This is a genomic window from Hymenobacter sediminis, from assembly GCF_003231285.1.
Lineage (GTDB): Bacteria > Bacteroidota > Bacteroidia > Cytophagales > Hymenobacteraceae > Hymenobacter > Hymenobacter sediminis.
The window spans coordinates 1,464,683-1,488,609 of the sequence record NZ_QKNS01000001.1 but is presented as its reverse complement, the minus strand read 5'-3'; the positions used below and the strand labels follow the sequence as shown (position 1 = coordinate 1,488,609).

18 protein-coding genes are annotated in these 23,927 nt (G+C 60.5%); 10 read left to right on the top strand and 8 right to left on the bottom strand.

All coding sequences use genetic code 11. The features are described 5' to 3' along the window. Positions 1 to 147 precede the first annotated feature (147 nt). Positions 148 to 654: a DUF2059 domain-containing protein gene (locus tag DNI29_RS06445; RefSeq protein WP_110977204.1), complete on the bottom strand. Its 507-nt coding sequence runs from the start codon at positions 652 to 654 to the stop codon at positions 148 to 150. Between the two features lie 57 nt (positions 655 to 711). Further along, positions 712 to 1,890 carry an acyltransferase family protein gene (locus DNI29_RS06440; RefSeq protein ID WP_110977203.1) on the bottom strand — a complete coding sequence of 393 codons (1,179 nt, stop codon included), beginning with the start codon at positions 1,888 to 1,890 and terminating at the stop codon, positions 712 to 714. Positions 1,891 to 2,299: 409 nt separating this feature from the next. Here DNI29_RS06440 and DNI29_RS06435 point away from each other — a divergent pair, with 409 nt between their 5' ends. From DNI29_RS06435 to DNI29_RS06425, 3 genes are all read left to right on the top strand, one after another. Further along, the gene (locus DNI29_RS06435) at positions 2,300 to 5,425 is read left to right on the top strand and encodes a SusC/RagA family TonB-linked outer membrane protein (protein WP_110977202.1); all 3,126 of its coding nucleotides are present in this window, start codon (positions 2,300 to 2,302) and stop codon (positions 5,423 to 5,425) included. Between the two features lie 85 nt (positions 5,426 to 5,510). Beyond that, complete coding sequence (locus tag DNI29_RS06430; protein ID WP_110977201.1) at positions 5,511 to 7,097, top strand: SusD/RagB family nutrient-binding outer membrane lipoprotein; 1,587 nt, start codon at positions 5,511 to 5,513, stop codon at positions 7,095 to 7,097. Between the two features lie 52 nt (positions 7,098 to 7,149). Next, the gene (locus tag DNI29_RS06425; protein ID WP_110977200.1) at positions 7,150 to 8,442 is read left to right on the top strand and encodes a hypothetical protein; all 1,293 of its coding nucleotides are present in this window, start codon (positions 7,150 to 7,152) and stop codon (positions 8,440 to 8,442) included. A 67-nt stretch (positions 8,443 to 8,509) separates the two neighbouring features. Here the strand turns inward: DNI29_RS06425 and DNI29_RS06420 are convergent, their stop codons facing one another. The 3 genes from DNI29_RS06420 to DNI29_RS06410 all read right to left on the bottom strand — a co-directional run bounded on the left by DNI29_RS06420 (position 8,510) and on the right by DNI29_RS06410 (position 11,045). Further along, complete coding sequence (locus DNI29_RS06420; protein WP_110977199.1) at positions 8,510 to 10,288, bottom strand: glycoside hydrolase family 10-like protein; 1,779 nt, start codon at positions 10,286 to 10,288, stop codon at positions 8,510 to 8,512. A gap of 189 nt (positions 10,289 to 10,477) precedes the next feature. After that, a complete protein-coding gene (locus tag DNI29_RS06415; RefSeq protein WP_110977198.1) occupies positions 10,478 to 10,711 on the bottom strand; it encodes a hypothetical protein in 234 nt (77 codons plus the stop codon). A 25-nt stretch (positions 10,712 to 10,736) separates the two neighbouring features. Further along, entirely contained in the window at positions 10,737 to 11,045 is a 309-nt protein-coding gene (locus DNI29_RS06410; RefSeq protein ID WP_110977197.1) for a hypothetical protein, read from the bottom strand. A 157-nt stretch (positions 11,046 to 11,202) separates the two neighbouring features. On the opposite strand from DNI29_RS06410, the gene DNI29_RS06405 reads away from it, so the two are divergent. The 5 genes from DNI29_RS06405 (at position 11,203) to DNI29_RS06385 (ending at position 16,394) form a co-directional block, all read left to right on the top strand. Beyond that, complete coding sequence (locus tag DNI29_RS06405) at positions 11,203 to 12,042, top strand: hypothetical protein (protein ID WP_110977196.1); 840 nt, start codon at positions 11,203 to 11,205, stop codon at positions 12,040 to 12,042. 112 nt (positions 12,043 to 12,154) lie between these two features. Further along, positions 12,155 to 12,979 carry a rhomboid family intramembrane serine protease gene (locus tag DNI29_RS06400; protein ID WP_162303524.1) on the top strand — a complete coding sequence of 275 codons (825 nt, stop codon included), beginning with the start codon at positions 12,155 to 12,157 and terminating at the stop codon, positions 12,977 to 12,979. A gap of 117 nt (positions 12,980 to 13,096) precedes the next feature. Next, positions 13,097 to 14,023 (top strand): T9SS type A sorting domain-containing protein, encoded by a 927-nt coding sequence (locus DNI29_RS06395; protein WP_110977194.1) that lies wholly within the window; start codon positions 13,097 to 13,099, stop codon positions 14,021 to 14,023. Positions 14,024 to 14,180: 157 nt separating this feature from the next. Next, the gene (locus DNI29_RS06390; protein ID WP_110977193.1) at positions 14,181 to 15,317 is read left to right on the top strand and encodes an esterase/lipase family protein; all 1,137 of its coding nucleotides are present in this window, start codon (positions 14,181 to 14,183) and stop codon (positions 15,315 to 15,317) included. Positions 15,318 to 15,368: 51 nt separating this feature from the next. Next, positions 15,369 to 16,394, top strand: coding sequence for a ferredoxin--NADP reductase (locus DNI29_RS06385; protein ID WP_110977192.1), 1,026 nt, complete (start codon positions 15,369 to 15,371; stop codon positions 16,392 to 16,394). 51 nt (positions 16,395 to 16,445) lie between these two features. Here DNI29_RS06385 and DNI29_RS06380 read toward each other — a convergent pair whose 3' ends face one another. Both DNI29_RS06380 and DNI29_RS06375 read right to left on the bottom strand, forming a co-directional pair. Continuing rightward, positions 16,446 to 17,219 carry a hypothetical protein gene (locus tag DNI29_RS06380; RefSeq protein WP_110977191.1) on the bottom strand — a complete coding sequence of 258 codons (774 nt, stop codon included), beginning with the start codon at positions 17,217 to 17,219 and terminating at the stop codon, positions 16,446 to 16,448. Between the two features lie 106 nt (positions 17,220 to 17,325). Further along, complete coding sequence (locus DNI29_RS06375; protein ID WP_238388018.1) at positions 17,326 to 19,758, bottom strand: glycoside hydrolase family 31 protein; 2,433 nt, start codon at positions 19,756 to 19,758, stop codon at positions 17,326 to 17,328. Between the two features lie 207 nt (positions 19,759 to 19,965). Between DNI29_RS06375 and DNI29_RS06370 the strand changes: the two genes are divergently transcribed. Together DNI29_RS06370 and DNI29_RS06365 are read left to right on the top strand one after the other, a co-directional pair. After that, positions 19,966 to 21,108: a glycosyltransferase gene (locus DNI29_RS06370; protein WP_110977190.1), complete on the top strand. Its 1,143-nt coding sequence runs from the start codon at positions 19,966 to 19,968 to the stop codon at positions 21,106 to 21,108. After that, positions 21,105 to 21,587 carry a YdeI/OmpD-associated family protein gene (locus tag DNI29_RS06365; RefSeq protein WP_110977189.1) on the top strand — a complete coding sequence of 161 codons (483 nt, stop codon included), beginning with the start codon at positions 21,105 to 21,107 and terminating at the stop codon, positions 21,585 to 21,587. The genes DNI29_RS06370 and DNI29_RS06365 overlap by 4 nt, the downstream gene beginning before the upstream one ends. 86 nt (positions 21,588 to 21,673) lie before the next feature. Here DNI29_RS06365 and DNI29_RS06360 read toward each other — a convergent pair whose 3' ends face one another. Further along, positions 21,674 to 23,722, bottom strand: a complete 2,049-nt coding sequence (locus DNI29_RS06360) for an alpha amylase C-terminal domain-containing protein (protein WP_110977188.1) — start codon at positions 23,720 to 23,722, stop codon at positions 21,674 to 21,676. Positions 23,723 to 23,927 lie beyond the last annotated feature (205 nt).

Sequence of the window (23,927 nt, the reverse complement as noted above, 5' to 3'; positions counted from 1 at the left end):
GCTGACTATTATGCACACCAACATGCTACCCCTTGAAACGCAACAAGCCCTTACCTCCACCACGGAAGTAAGGGCTTGTTGCTTTTTGGGCTTATTACAGCAGCGAGGCAGGGCTTTACCTCATGGCTGTAACACTTCACCAACGCATTATTTCACTTCCCCAGCAGGAGCCTGGGTTTTCATTTTTTCGGCAATGGCCTGCTGGAGTTCCGGTAGGTGTTCCTGCATGCGCTTCTGGCCGATTTCCATGCCGGCGGCCATAAGCTGGGGCATTTTGGTGATGGTTTTGCGGCCGGTGGGCGTCTGGTAGAACTTGGTCAGGTCTTTCAGCTCTTTTTCCGTGAACTCGCGGGCGTAGAGCTGCACCATGTCTTCCTTCATCGACTGCCAGCTCATGTATTTGTTGAGGTAGGCGCGCATTTCGGGCTCCACGACTTTCATGCCGGGGTTTTGCTCTATCTGCGAGGCCAGCATCCGGTCGATGGTGGCGGTGAGGTTCTTTTCGGAGTCGGTGGCGGCGAGGAGTTCTTCGGCTGCCTTGCGCTGGCCCGCCGAAATGGGCGAGGACGCGCTGGTAGTGGCTGCCGTGGTCTGGGCCGTAGCGGCGGGGGCGGCCAGGGCCAGCCCGGCGGCCAACATCAGGAGTTTCTTCATCTTCCGAAGTACGAGAAATTATCCGACTAGGCTATTCCCCTACCCCCTCCGTACCCGCTACACCTTAATAATGATATTGCGGCGGTACATCAGCCAGAGCACTCCCAGCCAGATCAGCACGCACACAATGGCTCCGGCCAGGGAAGCATTTAGGGGGCTGAAGTAGGGCACGAAAAACGTAGCGTACAGCCAGTCGCGCAGGCCCGTAGGCTGTCCATCAGCGCCCGTCACCTTGATCATGTTCAGCAACCGCGGAATCAGGCCCGAGAGGAAAAACACGGTAATGGCATTCACGCCGTACACCAGTGGCGCTTTTATCCAGCCGCGGTAGCCTTGCACATCACACAACCAGTAGAGCCCGCCCAAGCTGGCCAGGGCCAACCCGCCGGTGTACAGCACAAATGAGCTGGTCCAGAGGCTTTTGTTGATAGGAAACCAGCCATTCCAGATCAGGCCCAGCAGCACGCAGCCGCTGCCGGCTACAAACAGCCACGCTACCCGGGTGGCCGGATCCACCTCTCGGCGGCGCAGCCACTGCCCCGCCAGCAGCCCCAGTAGCCCCGTGCCAATGGCGGGCAGCGTGCTCAGCAGCCCCTCTGGGTCCCAGGTGCGGCTTTGCTTCCAAAGGTGAGCCTCACCGAGCACAGTTCTATCGAACCAGGCGCCGAGGTTGGTGCCGGCTTCAAGGTTAGCGGGACCGTAGCCCGGCACGGGCACCAGCTGTAGCAGCACATTATAGAACACCAGCACAAATGCCAGCAAGCCCAACTGCTGCCGCCGAGAGGTTTTCAGGAACAGAATGCCGCACACCAGAAAAACCACTGCAATGCGCGCCAGCACGCCCGGAATCCGAACCGTACTGAAATCAAACGAAGGAAACAGGGCGCCAAACAACCCCAGCCCAAACAGAATAGCCGAGCGTTTCAGAATGCGGACAAAGGTGCGGCCGTGTGTTTCGGGCTGCCGCCGGGCTCCATCCAGCGCATAGGTAATGCTAACGCCGACAATGAACAGGAAGAAGGGAAAAATCAGGTCGGTGGGGGTGCAGCCGTGCCAATGCGCGTGTTCCAGCGGCGCGTAGATGTGGCCCCAGTCGCCGGGATTGTTCACCAGAATCATGGCCATGACGGTGAGGCCCCGGAACACATCGAGACTAACGAGGCGGCCGGGCTGAGTGGCCTCAGCAATGGCATTGGCGGTGGCGGCAGGGGTAGCGGCCTGGGTAGCGGTAGGCATAGATAGACGGGAAAGATGAGGCAGGGGCGAATACGAATTGGCGAGGTAAAAGCAAAAAGGTTGACTGACCCGACAGGGGTAGGAAAAACAGGACCAGCACAGCTTTCTGGCCAGGGCCTATTATTTAACTCAACCTCCAGAAAATACTAAATATAGTTGTTTCCATGAGTTTCATCTCATAGTTTTAGCCTTACCGCTCAGGTCTGCCACCACTCCTGAGCGTTCCGCCCCCTACCCCTCCTACCCACCCTTTTCTGTGCTGTCCGGCTGTTTTGCAGCCGCCCTGATGCCCTTCCTTCCCCGGCATAACCTTCCCATAATCCGGCCATAATGCAACTGCGCCCCGACGGTACCGGGGTTGCAGGCTCGTTTCGTTTCTCTCTCACTCTCTCATTTCTTTCCACTGCGTATGAAAAGACGTTTATGGTCTGCCCCGTTAGCTATGGGGCTGCTGCTGGCCGCGCCCACGGCGTGGGGCCAGCAGGCTACCACACGCACAGTTCAGGGCACCGTGACCGACGCGAACGGCCGCGCCCCGTTGCCAGGTGTAAACGTGCTGGTGAAAGGCTCTACCATCGGCACCCAAACCGATGTGGAGGGGCGCTACACCTTGGCCGGCGTACCCGAAGGCGCGACGCTGGTTTTCAGCTTTATTGGCTACACCAGCCTGGAGCGCCCCGCAGCCGCCGACAACCAGAATGTCACCCTGTCGGCCGATACCCGCAAGCTGGATGAAGTAGTGGTGACGGCCTTCGGCATCAAGCAGGAGCGCCGCCAGATCAACTACGGCGCCCAGGAAGTGAAGGCCAAGGACCTGATTGACTCGCGCCAGCCCAACATTGTAAATGCCTTGCAGGGCAAAGTGGCGGGGGTGCAGGTAACCAGTTCGGGCGGTGGGGCCGGCGAGGGCGCGTCCATCGTTATCCGGGGCGGCAACTCCCTCGATGCCGACAACCAGCCCCTGTTCGTTATCGACGGGATTATTATGGATAACTCCTCGTTTGCGGAAAGCACGGCGCCCGGCGGCGGCTCGGCCTTCAACGGCCTGCTGGGCCGCTCGGTGGGTAGCACCAACCGAGCCTCCGACATCAACCCCGAGGATATTGAGAGCATGACGGTGCTGAAAGGCCCGGCCGCAGCGGCCCTCTACGGGTTGCGCGCCGCCAACGGGGCCGTCATCATCACCACCAAGAAAGGCAAGGCTGGCCGCACATCCATCGACTTCCGCACCCAGTTTTCGGTGGATGAAGTGAACCGCCTGCCCAAGCTCCAGGACCAGTACAAGCAGGGCAGCGCCGGAATATTTGATGCTACCACCCGCAACTCCTGGGGGCCCCGGTTCCAGCCCGGCGAAACGGTGTACGACAACCTGGGCGAGTTTCACCAGCGCGGCACTACCTTCCAGAACTACCTGACTATGTCGGGCGGAACGGAGAAGGGCACTTTCCTGATTTCGGCCTCCCGCCTCGATAACAAGGGGGTAGTACCGGAAAGCCAGTACGATAAGTCAACGGTACGCCTGGCTGGTACACTGCAGCTTTCGCCTAAGCTGAGTGCTTCGGGCTCGGCGGAGTATCTGAACTCCGGGGCGGAGCGGCCGCTGCAGGGTCCGGGTCTGTTCGGAGGTACTGGCGGCTACCTCATCAGTTTGTTGAACTGGCCCCGCAACGACGATGCCCGGGTGTACCTGAACCCCAACGGCACCAAGCGGCGCCTGCTACCTGGCATCGTGGGCACCAACGATGCCGATAACCCGTACTGGACGGTCAAGAACAACCCCCAGACGGACCGCACCAACCGCTTTATCGGTAACACGCAGCTGAGCTATGACCCCACCAAATGGCTGAAAATCAGCTACAATATCGGCACTGACCTCTACACCGAGAAAACCCGTTCGGTGCGAGCCATTGGCACCTCCCAGCCGGGCAACCAGGACGGCGGGCTTTCGGAATCGACTACCCTCAACCGCCTGCTGAACTCCAACCTGCTGGCTATTCTTACCCACCAGTTCAACGAGAACCTGACCGGCGTGCTCACGGTGGGCAATACAGTGGAAGCCAGCAAGCGCGAAACCACCGACGTGCTGGGGCAGGTGTTCCGCACGCCGGGCATCAACTCTCTGAATAACACCGACAACCGTAGCGCACTGAACACGACGTACGAGCGGCGCCTGATCGGCAACTTTGCCCGCCTGAACCTGGACCTGCTGCAGCAGATTACCCTGGAGCTGAGTGGCCGCTACGACGTATCTTCTACGCTGCCGCGCAACAACAAGAACTTCGGGGGCGGCTTTTTCTACGGCTCAGCCGCCGCCGGCTACGAGTTTAGCCGCACTCTGGGCCTGGATCAGAACCCCATTTTCAACTACGGCAAGATTCGGGCGTCGGTGGCGCAGGTGGGCAAAGACCCCATCCCCTACCGCGTTGATTCGCCCCTGGCCCAGAGCACCTACATCGGTGGCGGCTTCCGGCAAGGATTTTACGGCGGAAACCCAGATCTGGTGCCGGAGCGCACTACCGCCTACGAGGCCGGCCTGGACCTGCAGTTTCTGCAGAACCGCGTCAGCCTGAACGCCGGCTACTACTACCAGGTAACCACCGACCAGCTGATCGCCCCACGCGTAAGTCAGCCCTCGGGCTACATCTTCCAGTACATCAACGGCGGTACCGTAACCAACCGGGGGGTAGAAATAGCCTTGGCCGGCACGGTGGTGAAGCAAGCCAATGGCCTGCAGTGGGATATTCTGGCCAACTTCTACCGCAACGTGAACGAGGCCACCAAGCTGCCCAGCTTCCTGACGGAAGTCAATCAGTCGGACGCCAACATTATTGACGTAGCGCGGGGTAGCGCCTTTCCCGGCCGTCCCATCAACTCTATTGCCGCCCTGGACTACGTGCGCGTAGCCGACGGGCCCTACGCCGGGCAGGTTATCATCGGGGCCAACGGCTACCCTACCATCAATACCAGCACCTACGTGTACGCCGGCAACCGGGCCCCCGACTTCACCACGCAGATTACCAACACCCTGACCTACAAAGGGCTGGAGCTGACCTTCCTGCTCGATTTCCGAAAGGGTGGCAAAGTGGTGAACGGCAACGACTGGTACACCACGCGCAACGGCCTAAGCACCCGCACCGAGGACCGCTTCAAACAGGCTGTGTTTGAGGGGGTAGTGCGGCAGGCCGATGGCTCGTACGCGCCCAACACCCGTCCGGTGGAACTCACCGAGCAGTACTTCCGGACGATTCTGGGCGCGGTGGGTACTCCCTTCATTGAAGATGGCTCCTGGACGCGCCTGCGCTACGTAACGCTCAGCTATTCTCTGCCGGCCGCATGGCTGGGCAACTCGGTGGTGAAGGGCGCGCAGATTAGCGTGACGGGCCGTAACCTACTGTTGCTGACCAACTACTCCGGCGCCGACCCCGAAACCGCAGCGGCCGGTGCGGGCGTCCGGGGCGGCGGGTCCGGCGGCTTCGACTATGGTAGCGTGCCCGGCACCCGCGGCGTGGATATGGCATTGCGCTTCAACTTCTAGCCGATGGCGTGAATGAGCCCAGCGGCGCGGTTTTACAACCTCCCCCGCCGGCTGCCTTCCTCTTCATTTCCTACTTCCGACTTTGATGAAAAAATATATTCTGGCCCTCGGGCTCTTATGTAGCAGTGGGCTGCTCACGTCCTGCGAAAGTTTCCTCGACGTAAACGACGACCCCAACAACCCGGTAGACGCTACGCCTAACTTCCTGCTGCCCGGCGCTATTTCTCAGGCGTTCCAGCAGCAGATGTTTACTTCCCTGACCACGCCCTACATCACGCAGTACATTGTGCGGCGCACGCCTCAGTCCAGCACTGACCAGTTCTTCCTGACGACGGGCAACGGCAATAACACCCTTAACTACTTCTACTACTGGTCGGCAGGCAATGCCCGCGAAGCCCTGAAAACGGCTGAGGCCGAAGGCTCGGTGTACTACGTAGGGGCTTCCAAAATCATTACGGCCATGGGCCTGGCCCATGCTACCGATATGCTCGGCGACGTGCCCTATTCCGAGGCCTTCCAGGGTGCCCAGAACTACACGCCCAAGTACGACCCCCAAGAGCAAGTGTACCAGAGCATTCAGCAGCTGCTCGATGAAGGCATTACGGAGTTGTCGAAGCCGGCTTCGGCTAACTTCCGCGCTTTTTACAGCACTTCTCCCAGTGTCAGCGGCGACATCCTGTACAAAGGTGATCCACAGAAGTGGGTTTGGCTGGCTAAAGCCCTCAAAGCCCGGCAGCTGCTGCACCTAAGCAAAAAAGCCAACTTCACGGCCCAGGTGGCGCCCCAGATTCTGAAGCTCGTATCCGAGAGCTTCAAGGGCTCGGCCGATGACGCCCAGATTCAGTTCCAAGCGGCGGTGGCACCTCTCACGGGTACTACTAACATCTTCGGTCCTACCCGCGCCAACTTCGCCAATACCACTACCTCGGCCACGTACTCAGCCAATATTATCAAGTACCTGAATGGCAACGCGCCGGGGGCTACCTACCCCGGTGTGGTGGACCCGCGCTTCCCCGTTATGGCTACGGCGGGTAGCACCGGCACTGACCCCGGCGTGGCCGGCGGCACCCCCATTTCGGCCGCTACTGGCAACGCCACCGACTTTTACAGCAGCTGGTACGCCCGCGACCTGGGCTACTTTGAGGTAATTACCTACCACGAGGTGAAGTTCATTGAGGCCGAGGTGAAGTTTATTACCGGTGACAAAGCCGGCGCCCTGGCCGCCTATCGGGAGGGCATTCGGGCCCATATGGCCAAAATTGGGGTAGGCGGCAGCAATGCCTCGCCCGCCGTAACCTTTGCCCCCATCACGGCCCAGCAGATTACGGACTACCTCAACAGCGCCGCCGTAGCCCAGACGCCCGATCAGCTGGACCTCAAGCGCATCATGGAGCAGAAGTACATTGCCATGTTCCTGAACCCGGAGTCGTGGTCCGACCTGCGCCGTTACGATTTCGACCCCAACATCTACGTGAACCTGCGCTACCCGGTGGGCGTGAATGCTACCCTGGCCAACCAGGCCGAGTACAAAAACCGCTGGCCCCGCCGCCTGCTGCCCGCTCTCACCGAAACCCAATACAACCCCCGCAATGTGGCGGCCGCCTATGCCGCCGTGGGCGCTACCAACGATTTCGAGTACATCAACAAGCCCGTGTGGTGGGACCAGCCGTAAGCGGCGCACTCCTTCAAGTTGATTTCTCCTGACCAATGACGCAACGAGTTGTATGATACCCTTGAAACCTACCCGCCGCTGGCTGCTGGCCGCGGCCCCCTTGCTGCTAACTGCCTGCAACGACGAGCTGGATACTATGTACACGGAGGTTGGCGAGCAAATCCCGACCTTTGTGGGGAACAACCTAGGCCTGAGCACGAAGTACGCCACCGGCGAGACCTTCACCTTCGAGCTGCAATACGCCCAGCAGACCGCACCCCTGCGCGACGTGCGCATTTACCAGCGCATCGAGCCGGCCACCGACTCCACGTTGGTGCAGACCATTCCCTACAAAGCGGCCTTCTCCAAGCGGAAAAACGCCGATACGCTGCTGGTTAATTACACCGTGCCCGCCGGGGTCAACAAGGCCAATGTGCGGGTGTCGGCGGTGGTAACCGCTGAAAACAGCCAGTCCAAGCTGCGCTCCTTTTCCTTCCGCCTGGCCGAGCCAACGCCGACCGTAAAAGTGAACAGCGTAACCAACGTAACCGCACCCGCCGGCAGCCCCCTGGTGCCCGGCGACGTGGTGCGTTACAACGTGGTGCTGAACGACGGCGGCATCAATGCCGCAACCAGCCTGACAGCGGCCGGCACGCTTTACAAAGACCTCGACAGCCTGATTACCTACGTGAAGGTAGGCACAGACCCCGAGCGGCGGGCCCTGCGCCAGCGCCTGCCCGCCACCGGCGCCCAAACCGGAGCCCGCACCGCCGTGGACGTGAACGTGACTCTGCCCGCCGGCTCCAGCGGCCAGGAAGTTACTTACCGTTTCGAGGCCAAGAGCCGGTTTGCCGGCACCCCCAGCGTACGGACCGGCTCGGCTACGGCCGCGCCCCTCACGCCGGGCACCGCCACGGCGCTGGCCACCGCTCGCACCCTCACGCTCACCTACACTGGCACCACCGGCGGCGACCAGGCCGCCCTGGACCTGACCACGCTGAGCACGGTGCCGGCCACCGGCGACCCACTGCTCAAGGACCTGGCCATTACCAGCACGGCTAGCAACGCCGTCCGGCTTCAGGCCCTGAACGGCCGGGCCGCCACGGGTACTACCCCCGCCGTGGAGCCCACCCGCTTCGTGAAAACCACGGCCGCCGTGTACACCGCTGCTACCCTCAACAGTATCCGGCAAACCTATCTGAGCGCCGCCACCACGGCCCAGGTAACCACCATCGACAACGCAGTGGTAGGTGACGTGTACATTGCCCGCCTGCGCAACGCCAACCAGTACGCCATCTTCACCGTGACGGGCCTCAACCGCACCGCCACGGATGTGACGCTGAACCTAGCAGTGAAAGCGCTGTAGACGCTTTTCGTTACGACACAAAAAAAGGGCCTTCCCGGTGTGGGGAGGCCCTTTTTGGTTAGGGCAGCTACCGCCCGCCGAACAGGCGGCGGAAGAAGCCGCCGCGCCGCTTGGGCTTGGTTTTAATTTTCACCTTAGTCGGCGTGCTGACGGTAGTAGTTGGTCGTGGGGTAACTGGGCGGGGTGTAGGGCGCGCCGGCGGCGCAGTGGGTTGGGTGGTGGCCGGGGCCGGGGTTGCAATGGGCGCCGTTCCGGGTGCGGGCGGTGCGGCTTGGGCCACTACCACCTCGGCGGCGCGGCCGGTGGTACGCACCGAAATCGGGCGGCTCTCATTGTGCAACCGGTCGAAGGAGGTGAGGTAGTAGGCGTAGCCGCGGCCGGCGCGGGCGGTGGTATCCGTGAACGTCAGGGGGCGGCCAGGCTGGGGCCGGACGAGGGCCAGCAGGTTACGCGGGTCGTCGGGGGTAGGCGTCTGGTCGTCCTGGAAGCGGTAGAGGGCGTAGTAGGCGGCCTGGTCGCCGTCGGTGGCGGCGGGGCCGGGCTGCCAGGTCAGGGTCGTGGCGGCGGCACCGGTTGCCACAGTCAGGTTCTGGGCCGGGCGCGGAGGCACGGCATCCAGCCAGGGCATCGTGGGCACTAGGGCGGGGTAGCGAAACTCATGCTGACGCAAGGAGTCAGTGGTGTGCAGCACGTTCGCCATCAACGACTTCGAGCTGAAGAATACGCTACCCCCCACTTCCGTCGGGAAAGTGCGGTTCAGGCGCACCTGACGGGGCAACTCGCGCGGATTGCGCCACACCGTATCCGACTTCGTGCTTTCCGACATGCGGTAGGCCCCGTGCCCGATATAGAGGTGGCGGCCTTTGCTGTTGCGGGCCCACCACTCTACCAGTACGGGGTATTGGGCTACCCGGAAGCCTGTGCTCCAATACAGCTGGGGCAGCACGTAATCAACCCAACCCTGGCGCAGCCACTCCAGCGCATCGGCATATAGGCCGTCGTAGCCCTGAAAGGCTTTGGTGGCCGAGCCGTTGGGGTCGGTGGTTTGGTTGCGCCATACGCCGAAGGGCGAAATGCCGAACTTCACCCAGCGCTTGGTGTGCTGAATGGTATCGTGCAGGTCGCGGATGAGGGTGTTCACGTTCTGGCGGCGCCAGTCGGCCAGCTTGAGGCCATCGGGGTTGAAGCGGGCGAAGGCGTCTTCATCGTGGATTACTTGCCCGCTTTCGGGGTAGGGGTAGAAGTAGTCATCGAAGTGGACGCCATCAATATCGTAGCGGCGCACCACGTCCAGAATTACCTCGCTGATGTAGTTGCGCACTTCGGGCAGGCCAGGGTTATAGAGCAGCTTGCCCGAGTAGCGCAGAAACCACTCGGGGTGTTTGCGGTAGGGATGGTTGGGGGCCAGCCGCCGCGTAACGGTGTCCATGGTGGCCCGGTACGGGTTAAACCACGCGTGAAACTCCATGCCACGGTTATGGGCTTCTTCAATCAGGAAGGGAAGCGGATCGTAGAACGGAGCTGGCGCCTTGCCCTGTTGCCCGGTCAGCCACTTGCTCCAGGGCTCCAGATTGCTCTGGTAGAAAGCATCAGAGGCGGGCCGCACCTGCACGAACACGGCATTGATGCCGCTGCGCTGGTGGTCATCGAGAATGCGGCGGTATTCGCGGCGCTGCTGCTCGGGCGTGAGGGCGCGGCTGCTGGGCCAGTCGATATTCTCCACGGTAGCAATCCAGACGCCGCGCAGCTCGCGCTTGGGCGGCACGTCGGCGGCCCGGGCATCCAGCCAGTTACAACTCAGAACCAGGAAAACGAGAAAACGGCAGGCGGCAAGTAATCGAAACATTACCACGAAGGTACGGGGTGCAAAGGGGAATCAGTGTGTAAAAAAGGTCGCGAAATAGCCTAGCCGCACCGAAAACACAGCGAGCCGGCACCGGCTGCTACCCCTTCATGAAGGGATAACCGCCTGGCACCGGCCCGCAGTAATAGGTTGTAAGCACAGTTTCAGCCGGCAAGAGCCGGACGACAACGGCTATTCCTGAGCCGATTGTTGCGGATCGGAGCGGTCCGATTTGGTTTGGCCGCCGCCTTCCAGACCGTTGGTCTGGTCACTGTCGCCGTAGCCGCCCCGGATGCCCGCGCCATCATCCTGCGAGAGTTCTTCTTGGGTGGTAGCGGGTTGCTTGGCGGCTTCGTTGGGGCCGGTGTTGGGTTGAGAGGCTTGCCCGCCGTTTTGCGGGGTAGGGTTGCCTTGCTGGGTTGCCATATTAGGGAGAGTTAGCGGTGGGAAATTAGAGTTGGGGTACCTGGCCGGTTTCGCCGCCCGAAACGCCCGAACCGGCGCTGATGCTGTTGCCGCCTACATCGCCATCCTGGGCGTTGCCGGGGGCATCGTAGTTAGGGGCGCCGGAACGCACGCGGGCGCCGCTAATAGACTGGCCGCCTTCGGTGCCGCCGCTGCCAAAGTTGTCATCGGCATTCATGCCGGTATCTTGGCTGCCGGGGAAAATGCGGCCTTCGGGCTGCTGGTCGTCGGAAATAGCGTCGGGGCGGTTGGGCAGCGAGCTGGCGTCAAGGAGTTCTTCGCGAGGAGTGCTCATGGCGTATAGTTCTTAGGATGAAGGATGCGGGCGGGTGGGGCCCGGCCTTGGCTATACGCAAGCGCTGCCGGGGTGTTGGCCTGCGGCAGCTGGTAGTCCGGACGCTTTTCACCAATTTGGAGGGATTTTTCCTGCTACTATACCTTACCGCCTTCGCATGGCTTCCCCTTCTGCGTCCGATTCTTTTCTGCAAAAAACCAATGAGGAGTTGCTGTACCTGGTGCAGCACCCAGAGCTGTATCATGCTGCCTTAGTGGCCGAAGCTGGCCGGGAGCTGCGCCGCCGTGGTGTGGGTTTGCCCAAGCCGCCCGCGCCCGAAGCCGCTGCCCCCGCCTACCCCCTCGATGATGCTGAACCTACCCCATCGGCCGTGGCGCGGTGGTGGCCGGCGCTGGCCCTGGCGTTGGTGATGCTCGGATTGGGCTGGTGGGGCCTGCGAAACCCTACTTCGGCTCCCAAGGAAGTGGCTGCCAAAAAACCGGCCGCGCCCATTGTCCTGGAAGCGGTAAAGGCAGAGCGTCTCCCCGATTTTGAAGCGGAAACAGCCGCACAGGTGGCTGAGGTACGCCGCCAGCTTTCGGCCGCCGACCGCGCCGACACAACCGCTACGGGCCGCTACCTGCGCATGGCCCGGCGCTACTGGCTGGCCGAAAATGCAGCCGTGCATCTGACAAACCAGGCCCGCCATGAGCCCGTCACGAGTGTCTTTCCCGGCCAGGTTGACCTTGCCTTGGAGCGCATCAGCTGGTTTATGCGGGCCAAAGCTTACAACCAGAATTTGACACTTACGATGGAAGCCAACCTGACGCTAATGCAGAAAGGCCTGAATCTGCGCCGCAGCTCGCTTCAAAGCTTTAAGTCGCGTTACAGGGCCCAGATGCCGATGATGGATAAAGAAGAGGAGCGCGTTCATCAGGAAGCGAGCGGCCTGGCTGATGAGCTGCGCGGCCGCTACCAAGCCAAGCCCGCTATTCGGGGCAACATCACGGAGCTATAAGGGGGTAGGGCGCAACCTTGTCAGGCCCTCGGGGGCTGGCAGGGTTTATGACGCCAGACACGGGCGCATCTTTCCGAAAACCGGAGAGGGGCGCCCGTTGTCTTCTTTGTGTATGTCTGCCGCCCCTGACCCCGCCACTCTCTTTGCTCAGAAAACCGATGCTGAGCTGCTGTACCTGGCTCAGCACGCCCGGCAGTACCCAGCGGCCGTGGGGCAAGCGGCCGTGCGGGAGCTGCAGCGCCGAGGCCTGATTCCGACTGAGCTACCTACCGGCCCCAGCCGCCCTCCCGAGGAACCTGCCCCCGTTGAGCCGGATGCCAGTCCGCTGGCCTGGGGAGTGTTGCGCGGCGTGTTCTGGCCCCGGCCCGGCTACCGCACTACTCCCCTGCTGCTTTGGCTAAACGTGCTCGTGTACTTGGCCATGGTAGTGATGGGCGCTGATGCCTGGCAGCCAGCCGGCGCCGACCTGATCCGGTGGGGTTCCAATTTTTCACCGCTCACTCCTGCTCAGCCGTGGCGCCTACTTACTAGCTGCTTTCTGCACGGCGGCGCGGCGCACTTGCTGCTGAATATGGCCTCGCTGGTGTTTCTAGGGCTGCTCACGGAAGGACTGGTAGGCAGTCGGCGCCTGCTAGTGGTGTACCTGCTAAGTGGAGTAGGCGGCAGCCTGCTGAGCTGGTGGTGGCACACGCAGGGCCTGAACTCGGTGGGGGCTTCTGGGGCTATTTTCGGGCTTTATGGCTTGCTGTTGGCGACGCTCATGCGGCAGCCAACGGCCTTTACCCGCTCGGGGCGCTACACGGTGCTGCTGTTTGTGCTTTACTTACTAGCCAGCAGTCTGGCCGGCGGCCTGCAGGCCCACACCACCGATAATGCGGCGCACGTGGGCGGGCTGCTAACCGGAGCGCTGGCCGGCGCGCTGCCCCGCCAGCGATAACCTACTGTCAGTCAGCGAATCACGCCTTGAATAATTATTATTAAATATTTCACTTTTCGCTTTATCCTTCTGGCCAATTGCCCGTAGTGCCTTTATCTACTTATCAAACTGAATACTATGCGACACCTGCTACGCACTTTTTCGGCAGCTTTAGCTTTGCTGATAACTGCCCCGGCGGCGATGGCCCAGGCCCCGGTCCCAAATGGCTCATTTGAAAACTGGGAGTTCCGCAATCCGGAGCGCGAAGTTCCTCAGAACTGGATTACTATAGAGGATATATTGGAGCAGGAGTTCGAAGAACAAATACCATCCTTCGGCCTTGTCAACAAGTCTACCACTGCCCGCCAAGGCACCTTTGCGGTGGAACTAACCAACGTTAACCTGGGCGACGCCGTGGAGCCGATCATTGTGCCAGGCATTCTGAGCAACGGCACCGTGGCCACGTATGGCGTGCCCTACACCTCGCGCCCCTCCCGCCTGGAGTTCTGGTACAAGCTCACCGGGCCCCAGGCTGCCGCCGATAGTGCTGGTATCCAAGCCATCTTAACCCGCTACTCAGAAGGCACAACCAAGTTAATCGGCGGCATCATCCTGTTCCTACCCCCCACTGAAACCTATACGTTGGTCAGCGAACCACTGGACTACACCCCCGAAGGCCTTTCCCCCGATACGCTGCTAATGGATGCCATCTCGGGTGATGCCGATGAAATTCATGCAGGCACCTCCTTACTACTCGATGATATCCGGCTGACGGGCAGCATTACGGCCACGCGCAACCCGGAAGCTGAGGCTGCCCTGCAGATTTACCCCAACCCCAGCACTACCGGCGAGTTTTCGCTGGCCTCCCTCACGAATGCGGCGGTCTCCACGGCGCCTTTCACAGTCACGGACGTAACAGGCCGGGTAGTTCTGCGCCAGGACAAAGCGCCGCTCAGCGCCGCCCGCGGCCGGCTGATTGACCTGCGCCAGCAGCGCGGCGGGGTGTACATGCTCCAACTGAACACCCCCGACGGCATCCTGACCCGCAAGCTGATTATTCAGTAATTTATTCTGAGAAGTCCTACCCCTACCTTCGGCCGCAAACCGGAGGTAGGGCTTTTTATTGCCTGGGTTGCGCCGCGCCAGACTACACGCCGGCCGCCGAAACTTTCGCACCTTCGCGGGCCGATCCGCGTTTTTAGGGCATACCATACCTGCCACCATGACCACCGAACCCAACGATTCTGCTCCACAGCCAGATGCCGATAAGCTGGCCTCGCGCTGGCAGCGGGCGGCAGCAGCGGTAGGCCGGGCGGCCCTGGCCCCATTGGAGGGAGTAGGGATGCTGTACCGCACGGGCCAGCAGAATATGCACTTTACTCTGCCCGTCCTCAACGGTGCATTTGGCGACCAGCTAGCGGCCCGCCACGACCGGCGCGCCATCCGGATGAACTTCCGCCGCTACGAGTCCGACGTGCCGGTAGAACAGCTGCGGCTGCCCAGTGCCCAGGGCCGCCCCCGCAAAACTGTGGTGTTTCTGCACGGCCTGATGGGCGACGAAATCATCTGGCAAACTGGTGAGGGGCCGGAGGATGTGCGCTTCGGCCCACGCCTGCAGCGGGAGCTGGATGTGCACTGCCTTTACGTACGCTACAATTCTGGCTTGCACATCTCCGAAAATGGCCGCCTGCTGCATAAGCTGCTTACTGACTTGGTTCGTACGTTTCCGGCGGCCGTGGGCGAGCTGGTGCTGGTAGGTCATAGCATGGGTGGGCTGGTAATTCGCTCGGCCGGCTATTACGCCTCTCAGGAAGCCGCCGCTGCTACCCCCGGTACAGCTGGCAACCCTTCCAGCCCGAACGAAAGCTGGCTGCCCCGGCTGCGCGACGTTTTTCTGCTGGGTGTGCCTAATGACGGCTCGTTTCTGGAGCAGAACAGCCACCTCACGTCCCTGATTCTGCGCAAAATCAACCTGTGGCCTACCCGCGCCATCAGTGGGCTGATTGACAAGCGCAGCAATGGCATCAAGGATCTGCGCTTTGCCCGGCTGGTGGATGAGGACTGGCAGAACGAGCACGCCGACGACCTGTTTCCGCCCCGCACGGTGGTGCCTCCGCTGCCGGGCGTGCGCTACCATGTGCTGGTGGGCTCCATGCTGAAAACCGCCGGCTCCGCCCTGCATGATTACTTTGGCGACGGACTGGTTGGTGGAGGCAGCGCCCGGGGCCGCATCTTCCAGGACCCCGCCGCCCCACCCGATTTGCTGATCAGTACCCACGTTTTCTCGAAGCTGCACCATGGCACCCTGCTCAGCAGCCCCGAGGTGTACCAGTACCTGCGCGAGCGAGTGGCCGAATAACTCGCGTTTCGCGGGCGGCGTACTGTCTGCGTAGCCTTATCTTGCTTTGGTGTGACGCAGCCCCTGATTATCCGCCGCATTGTTGAGGAAATTCCGGAAGTGAAAACCTTCTGGCTCGAGCCTCCGCAGCCCCTTCCCTACCAGGCCGGCCAATACCTCACCTTGCTCCGGCCCCGCCACCCGGAGCTGCGGCGCTCCTACTCCATGTCCTCCACGCCAGGGCTTGATGAAGGCTTGGCCGTGACGGTACGGCGGGTGGCCAACGGCTTTTTTTCGCGGTGGCTGATTGATGAGGCGCGGATAGGCGACGAATTACTGACGACCGGGGCCGGGGGCCTGTTTACCCTCCCTGACCCCACCCAACTGCCTTACCGCCAGGTGCTGCTGTTTGCGGCCGGCAGCGGCATCACGCCCATCTACTCGCTGCTGAAGGAAATACTTTATCACCAGCCCACCGTGCAGGTGCTGCTGGTGTACAGCAACCGTACGCCGGCCGCTACCATTTTCGGGGCCGAGTTGCAGCAGCTGGTTGCGCAGTTTGCGGACCGCTTCGTGCTGGAAATGCTCTACAGCGACCATCCAAACCTGGCCCGCGCCCGCCTCTACAAGGACCTGCTGGTGCAGCTTGTGCGGCAGCACGCTACCACTACCCCCAACCAAATGCTGGCCTTTAGCTGCGGCCCCGGCGAGTACATGCGCATGTGTGGCTACGGCCTACACGCCGCCGGAGTACCTTCTGAAAGGATTCGGCGCGAGAATTTCGTGCTGCCTCCGCCCGTCAAGCCAACCCTTCCACCAGACACGTCCACGCACCGCGTCGTTATCGAAACGCCACACCAGACGCATACCGTGGAAGTTTCCTACCCCCATACCATCCTGAAAGCCGCCCGCACCCAAGGCATAGCCCTGCCCTATAGCTGCGAAGCCGGCGTGTGCGGCAGCTGCACCATGCGCTGCCTGGAGGGCCAAGTGTGGCATTCCTACAATGAAGTCCTAACTGACCGTGACTTGGCCCAGGGCCTCGTACTCACCTGCACCGGCCACCCTTTGGGTGGCGACGTGCGGTTGATATTTTAAAATACTTACTTCGCCAGCTTTCCAATAAGTATACGCTAGCTTATTAAATAATTATAAAATAATCTCTCCCCAATATGGAATACTATTTACCTCATTACACATACTATCATTTTCAAAGATATGCTTAACCTCTTCTTTGAAATCATAATAATAGCCAGCATATCCCTTATCATAAATCAGCTCACCTATATTGAGATGACTATAAAGTTCATGCAATAGATAACTTCGCAGATTCCACCCATATACAATAGTATCGGCACCCCACACTGATAATACCGGCCTACAAGATAAATTCTGGCCACTTACTATAAACCGGTGTGACGTAAGCGGCAGTAGCTTCGGGGCTTTTTCAAACCAGTCAGAGTAAATCTGTTTTATATCCTCATCATGAGCGGGCCGCTCTCCCCATGATTTAAGCCATACTTTACTACGACCAGTAACATCATCATAGATAGTAGTAAAAGGCCAGTCTAATCTGTACCGTATTTCTTCGTCATCCTCTAGCCAGTTATAGAAAAAAGGACGTTCTTCTATCAACACCTCTGCATCTTCATCAAACGTCTCTGTATACTCGACCTTTTCCTTTCTATCGATAGTATGGAGTATTCTTAAAAACTCTCTATGCTCTGGCGTAAAAGCAATAGAATATTTCTTTTCAACATCATTGACTTGCTTTTCGGAAAGACCGACCCATTTAGCTCCAAAAAGCCAATTCTCACATACAATTTTATTTTTTGATGTTCCAGGGTTAATACTCCAAAATAATTCTGTTTTTGCCTTCACCCAGTATAAAAACTCAGTAAGGTTTTCAGGAATTTGATTCATTAGCTTCTTGCTGCTCTGGGTTATGTTTTTCTAGAAACTAACAAACCCCACTGGCTCACGCAACGCGCACACCAATGGGGTTCATAGATTGTTTGCAGGTAATGACTTACCCTACGGCCAGCTCTGTAAAGCCGGCGCTTACTACCACGCTCGGCAGGGTCAGGCCGGTTTCGGTGGTTACTTCGCTGATTTCGGCAGATTGACCGTCGGTGCTGAAGGCGGTAGCGGCGAAGGGCAGGCCGTGCAGAACTACGCGGTAGGTAGTCCAGGTGGGCTGGAAGTCGCCTCCGATGTGCTGCTGAATCAGCAGGCCTTTGTCGGTGCCGGTTACCGTGAAGCGGCGCGTGGTGCTCTGGCCCTGCTCATAGCCGTAGCCTTCGCCCCCGTCTTCATACAGCACGCTGGCTTCGGTGCCCTTCTTGTAGTACACATGCAGGGTAATTTCCTCCACGGTTTTCTCGCCTACGTACTGCATCAGGGGGTACATGGGTACCACGGCCCCGGCCTTAATGAAGAGCGGAATCCGGGTAAGGTCAGCAGCAGCCCACACTTCGGCACCACCCGCTTTCAGCTCGTCGGTGTAGTAATAGAACCAGTCGCCCTTCGGCAGGTACATCCAGCGGCCATCGGCGCCGGGCGTGGTGATGGGGCATACCAGCAGGTGGTCGCCGAGGCTGAACTCGGCCATGCGCAGGTAGGTATCCGTGTCGGTCTGGTCGAGGAAGGCCAGAGGGCGTAGCATGGGCGTGCCCTGCTGGGTGTACTGCCAGAACGTGGTATACATGTAGGGCAGCAGGCGGTAGCGCAGCTCAATAAAGCTACGGGCTATGGCCATGAAATCTTCGCCAAACGACCAAGGCTCCTGGTCGCCATGGTCGCCGGAGCTGTGGGTGCGGAAGAACGGGTGGAAGGCTCCCAGCGCTACCCAGCGCACGTATAGCTCGCCATCGGGCGTATCAATAAAGCCCCCGATATCAGAACCAATAAAGCTGAAGCCCGAAATGCTCAGGCGCTGGCATTGAATATTGGCCAGCCACAGGTGCTCCCAGGACGCGATGTTGTCGCCGGTCCAGCCGGAGGAGTAGCGCTGCCCGCCCGAGTAAGTGCTGCGGGTGATGGTGAAGGGCCGGTTGGGGTAGCTAAACTGCTTGACGCCAGCGGCTGTGGCGCGGGCCATCTGCATCCCGTAGATGTTGTGAGCCTTGCGGTGGGAGCCGGGGTGGCCCTCATAGTGGAAGCGCACGTCATCGGGGAAGGTGCCCTTTTCGAACACGGCCGGTTCGTTCATGTCGTTCCAAACGCCCTTCACGCCGGTTTCTGCAATCAGCCCTTTAAAGAGGCCAGCCCACCACTCGCGCACCTCGGGGCGGGTATAATCGGGGAAGTTGCAGAGGCCAGGCCACACAGAGCCCTTCATCAGGGGTCCGTCGGCGCGGCGGCAGAAGTAGTCGTTTTTCAGCCCTTCCTGGTACACCGGGTAATCGGGGTCAATCTTGATGCCGGGGTCGATGATGACAATGGTTTTGAAGCCATCTTCGGCCAGCTCCTGCACCATGCGCTTGGGCTCCGGGAAATGGGTAGGACTCCAGGTAAAGCACCGGAAGCCATCCATGTAGTCGATGTCGAGGTAAAGTGCGTCGCAGGGAATTTTCCGGTCGCGGAAGCCCTGGGCAATGGCTTTCACGTTGCTTTCGGGGAAGTAGCTCCACTTGCACTGGTGGTAGCCCAGGGCCCACAGCGGGGGCAGCTCGGGCGGGCAGGTCAGGCGGGTGTACTCCTGGGTTACTTCCAGCAGGCTGGGGCCGTAGATGAAGTAATAGTTCATCTCGCCGCCCTGAGCCCAGAACGAGGCCACATCGGCCCGCTCGGCAGCAAAGTCAAACCCGGCCTTGAAGGTGTTATCGAAGAAAATGCCATGAGCCGTTTTCTGGTGCAGGGCCAGGAAAAACGGAATGTTCTTGTAGAGCGGATCAGAGCCCTTCTGGTAGCCGTAGGTGTCGGTACCCCAGTTGGTGAACTGCTTGCCGCGCAGGTTCATGTTGTCGGGCTTGTCGCCGAGGCCGTAGTAGTGGGCCCCACTTTGCACCAGCTTGCTCATCTTCACGATGTCGTTGCCGGTTTCGTACTCGTACTCCCAATGGAAGCCTTTCTCATCTTCGCTTAGCACCAGGCCGGAGCGGTTGAGCACGCGGGTACGCAAGCTTTCCTTATCAACCACGCAAATGAGGCGGTCGGTGGTGATGCGGTAGTGGTCGGGCTTTTCGCGGAACTCCAGAAACTCCAGCTCCTGGCGCGTGGGCACGCCCTCAGGGAAGGCGTAGCTGAAATCGGCGGGGAAGCCAGCCTCGGTGGCGTAGCGGAAGCGCAGCACCTTGTCGGTAATCACCTGTAGGCTCAGCTGTACGCCATTGTCGCAACGGAAAATAAAATCGGTACCCTGCCGCTCGGCTTGCACTACCCGGCCGGGGTAGAACTCTTGCCTGGCTTGAGCGGCCAGGTCATTGATCATGTAATTGTTTTCCTGAATATTGTCGGCCATACGGGGTACGTTTTGGGAGAGAGAAGGCAAGCAGTTGCCGGCAGCACCGGTTTGCGCCTTACATAGTCGGCAAAGGTAAAAATGTTCCGGGCTACCGTAGAACTGGCTCAACCGTAGTTTTCGGCCGGATGCCGTAAAAGCACGACGGGTGGCTTTTTTCTCTACCTTGCCATACCTCGTGCTGCCCGCCGCTCATTTATCCACCGTATGATTTCCGCTCCGTTTTCTGTGTTGTTGCTTGGCTGGGATGAGGCTCCCCGGACCGGCAAATTGTCCGCGCCCGGTATCCGCTCATTGGTACAGGCGCTGGCGCCGCGCACCCCTTTGTCTGTGATGGTGCCCCGCCTACCCCATCCGCCCTTCGTAACCGCTCCCACTACGCGCCTCACGGCCCTGGCCGAGCTGACTCCGACCGAAGCGGCAGCCCCGCGCCCGCGCCCCGACCAGCGGCCCGGAGCCTGGCAGCGCCCGGCGGCTCCCTACCTCGGGGCTTCGGTGGTTGCTGCTACGGCGGCTTCAGGGCCAACTTCCTACCTAGCCGCTTCCGATGGCACCTGGCAGTCGCCGGCGGCACCTTACCTGGGCGCTTCCCCCTCCAGTGCTGGCCTGCCCTCCGACCTGACGATAGCCGTACTACCGGAAGCCAGCCCAGCGCCGGTGCCCCCAGTGCCAGCTTCGGCCACCTTCCCTACCCCTGCCGCCGCGCCAGACCCTACCCCGATTACGGAGCTTTCGGCCAGTGAGCTGCTGCTGAATGAAGATGAATTCGCGGGCGAAGCCGTGGAGCCCGACGCGACGGAAGCCGCCGACCTCAGCCAGCCCGCCGACGACCTGACGGCCGAACCCACGCCCCCTCCGGTTACGCCTCCGCAGCTGGCTACCCTCCCCGATGCCCTGGCTTCGCTGGCCGAGGAGCAACCTGCTACAGCCGACCTTAATTTTCAGGTGATTCAGTACGCCCGCTTTGCTACCCGCCGGGCCCTGCTGGAAGATTTTGGGGTGATTTACGCCGTTGACTGGCCGACGTGGCTGGCCGCGCTGGAAATCCGGCAGCAAACCGGCCGGCCGCTGGTGCTGCATGTGCTTAGCCTAGCTCAGGAACGCGCTACCCCCGCTGACCGAGGCTGGGCGCTGGAGCTGGAACGCTTGGCCCTGCGCCGCGCCGATGTAGTGCTGGCTGCCACCGAGGAGCTGGCGCAGCTGCTGCTCAGCCGCTACCCGGCGTTGGCACCCCGCCTGCAGGTGCTACCCCCCACCGACACCGAAACCCTCGACGCAACCCTCCGTCAGCTGGAAAACGGCCTGCCCGTTCGCCAACTGCCCTCCCCATTTTTTTCTCCTACTGCATGAGTACCGAAACTCCTCTCCGCCACGAATTCGACGCCCCCATGGAAATGGACGGGGCCGACAGCGGCGTTTTCCTGGTTGTTCCTTTCAGTGTACCCGAGGTGTACGGTACCAAGGGTCCGCTGCCCGTGCGTGGTACTGTGGACGGCTTCCCTATCCGGCTGAACCTGGTGCCCATGGGCGACGGCCAGCATATGATCAGCATCCGGAAGGAAGTACGCAACGCCATCAACAAAACCTGGACCGACACGGTGCATGTAGTTCTGGAGCGCGACACCGATTCCAGCGGCATTGAGCTGCCCGATGACCTCAAGTATGCTTTGGAACGGGCCGGCTTGCAAGTGAATTTTGATGCCCTACCCTACACCCAGCGCAAAGAGCTGGCCCAGCGGGTGGCCCGCACCAAAAAGCCCGAAGCCCGCGCTCAGCGCATTGAAGACGCCCTAGAGCAAGCTCAGTCCGGCCGCAAAACCAAGCACTAATTCCACTTCCTAGCAAAAACGCCCGTGGCTTCTTTCCTAATCAGGAAGGAAGCCACGGGCGTTTTCAGCGTATCCGGTACAAATAGCTACACTCTGCCTAGCACCAGCACGGTGCGGTTCGTGACGTAGAGGCTGAGCCGGTGCACGCCGTCTTCCTCGAAGGTTTCGTAGATGTAGTTGTTATCGATGCGGGTGAAGCCGCCAAACTCGGCATCGTCGGAGTTGAGCAAGATGCGGTAGCGGCCGGCGTGGGGCACGTAGAAGCGGTAGTCGGGCACGCTGCGGTCAACGTGGAAGCTAAACACGAAGATGAGTCCGCCCCGCTCGAAGATGAGGACTTGGTTGTGGGAGTCGATGTTCAACTCCCGGGCGGGGGTAGCGGCCAGCAGGCGCGTGGTTTTCGCCAGCTTAATCATCGACTTATCGAACTGCAGCAGAAACTGGTATTTCAGGTCGGGGTTATCGGCCAAGTTCCATTGGCGGCGGGCGAAGTGGTGGCTCCAGTTGTTACCCTGCCGCGGAAAGTCGACCCACTCCGGGTGGCCGAACTCATTGCCGATAAAGTTGAGGTAGGCCTCACCGCCCAAGCTCAGGGTAGCCAGCCGGATGAGCTTGTGCAGGGCAATGCCCCGGGCCGTAATTGGGTCGGGGTCATCTTTGTGCATGTGCTCATAAATGGCCTTGTCCAGCAGCCAGTGAGCCAGCGTTTTATCGCCTACCAAGGCTTGGTCGTGGCTTTCGGCGTAGGCAACAGTTTTCTCGCCCAGCCGGCGGTTGGTGAGCGTGTACCACAGGTCGTGCAGGTTCCAGTCTTCGTCGCGGGTGTGCTTGAGCAGCTTAATCCAGTAGTCCGGAATGCCCATACCCAGGCGGAAATCGAAGCCCATGCCGCCTTCCTCAATGGGTCGGCACAGGCCAGGCATGCCGCTCATGTCTTCGGCAATCAGCAGGGCGCTGCGCTTCACCTCCCGCACCAGGGTAGTAGCCAGCTGCAGGTACAGAATGGCATCATCGTCGGCATCAGGCCCGAAGTACTGGTCGTAAGAGCCAAACGCTACCCCCTCGCCGTGGTGGTGATAGAGCATGGACGTAATGCCATCGAAGCGGAAGCCATCAAAGTGAAACTCTTCCAGCCAGTAGCGCAGGTTGCTGAGCAAAAACTGCTGCACCTCGGGTTTGCCGTAGTCAAATAGCTTGGAATCCCAGCCCGGATGGTCGCCACGCGGGCCTTCGTGGAAATACTGGTGGCCCGAGCCATCGAAGTTGGCCAGGCCCTCAGCCTCGTTTTTCACGGCGTGCGAGTGCACCACGTCCAGCAACACGGCAATACCGCGGTTGTGGGCCTCGTTGATGAGGTGCTTGAGTTCCTCGGGCGTACCGAAGCGCGAGGACACGGCAAAGAAATTGGCCACATGGTAGCCGAAAGAGCCATAGTACGGGTGCTCCATCACGGCCATTAGCTGCAGGCAGTTGTAGCCTTCCTGCTGAATGCGGGGTAGCACATGCTCGGCAAACTCAAGGTAGGACCCCACCTTGGCTTCTTCCAGGGCCATGCCTACGTGGGCTTCGTAGATGAACGGCTCCCGCACGAAATTCGGCACCCTGAATTTTTGGTCGGTCCAGACGAACGGCGTTTCCGGCTTCCAGACTTGCGCGGCAAAATCTTTGGTTTCGGGGTTCTGCACGGCGCGGCGCAGCATGGCCGGCAGCCGGTCTTTGCCACCTGCGTGGGTTACTACGTGTACTTTGTAGAGCGAATGGTGGGTCAGGCGGTCCTGGTAGTCTTTATCGGCCAGGAACACTTCCCACACCCCGTCCTGACCACGCGTGAGAGGGGTAGCCTGCCGGTCCCAGCCGTTGAAGTCGCCGACCAGGTACACCCCTTCGGCAGCGGGTGCCCACTCCCGGAACCAGTGGCCGCGCCGGCGCTTATCGTAGTTGAGGCCGAGGCGCTGGTGGGCCTGGGCAAACCTGCTTAGGGAACCGCACTCGGCCACAATGTCACTGAGGCGCTGGGCCAGGCGCTGCTGGCGCTGAAGCAATACCGGCTCGTAGGGCATCAGCCAGGGGTCTTGCTGCACAAGCGGCAGGGTAGGTTCGGCGGTGTCGGCGGCGGTCAGCAGGTCTGGAGTCATAGCGCGAATTAGCAAGTCGGTCGGGCCCAAAGCTACAGGATTCGTTTAAGTTGCAGTAGGACGATGAGCCGGGGCTTCATACGGAAAACCATTCCTGAGCGGTGGAGTTTACTTCCTGCCGCCGGATTTTGAGGGGCTCGAGGGCACTATTCTGGTCAATCAACCTGCGGCTCCTGGCCGGTAACTTCCTCTCCATTCGGCATCC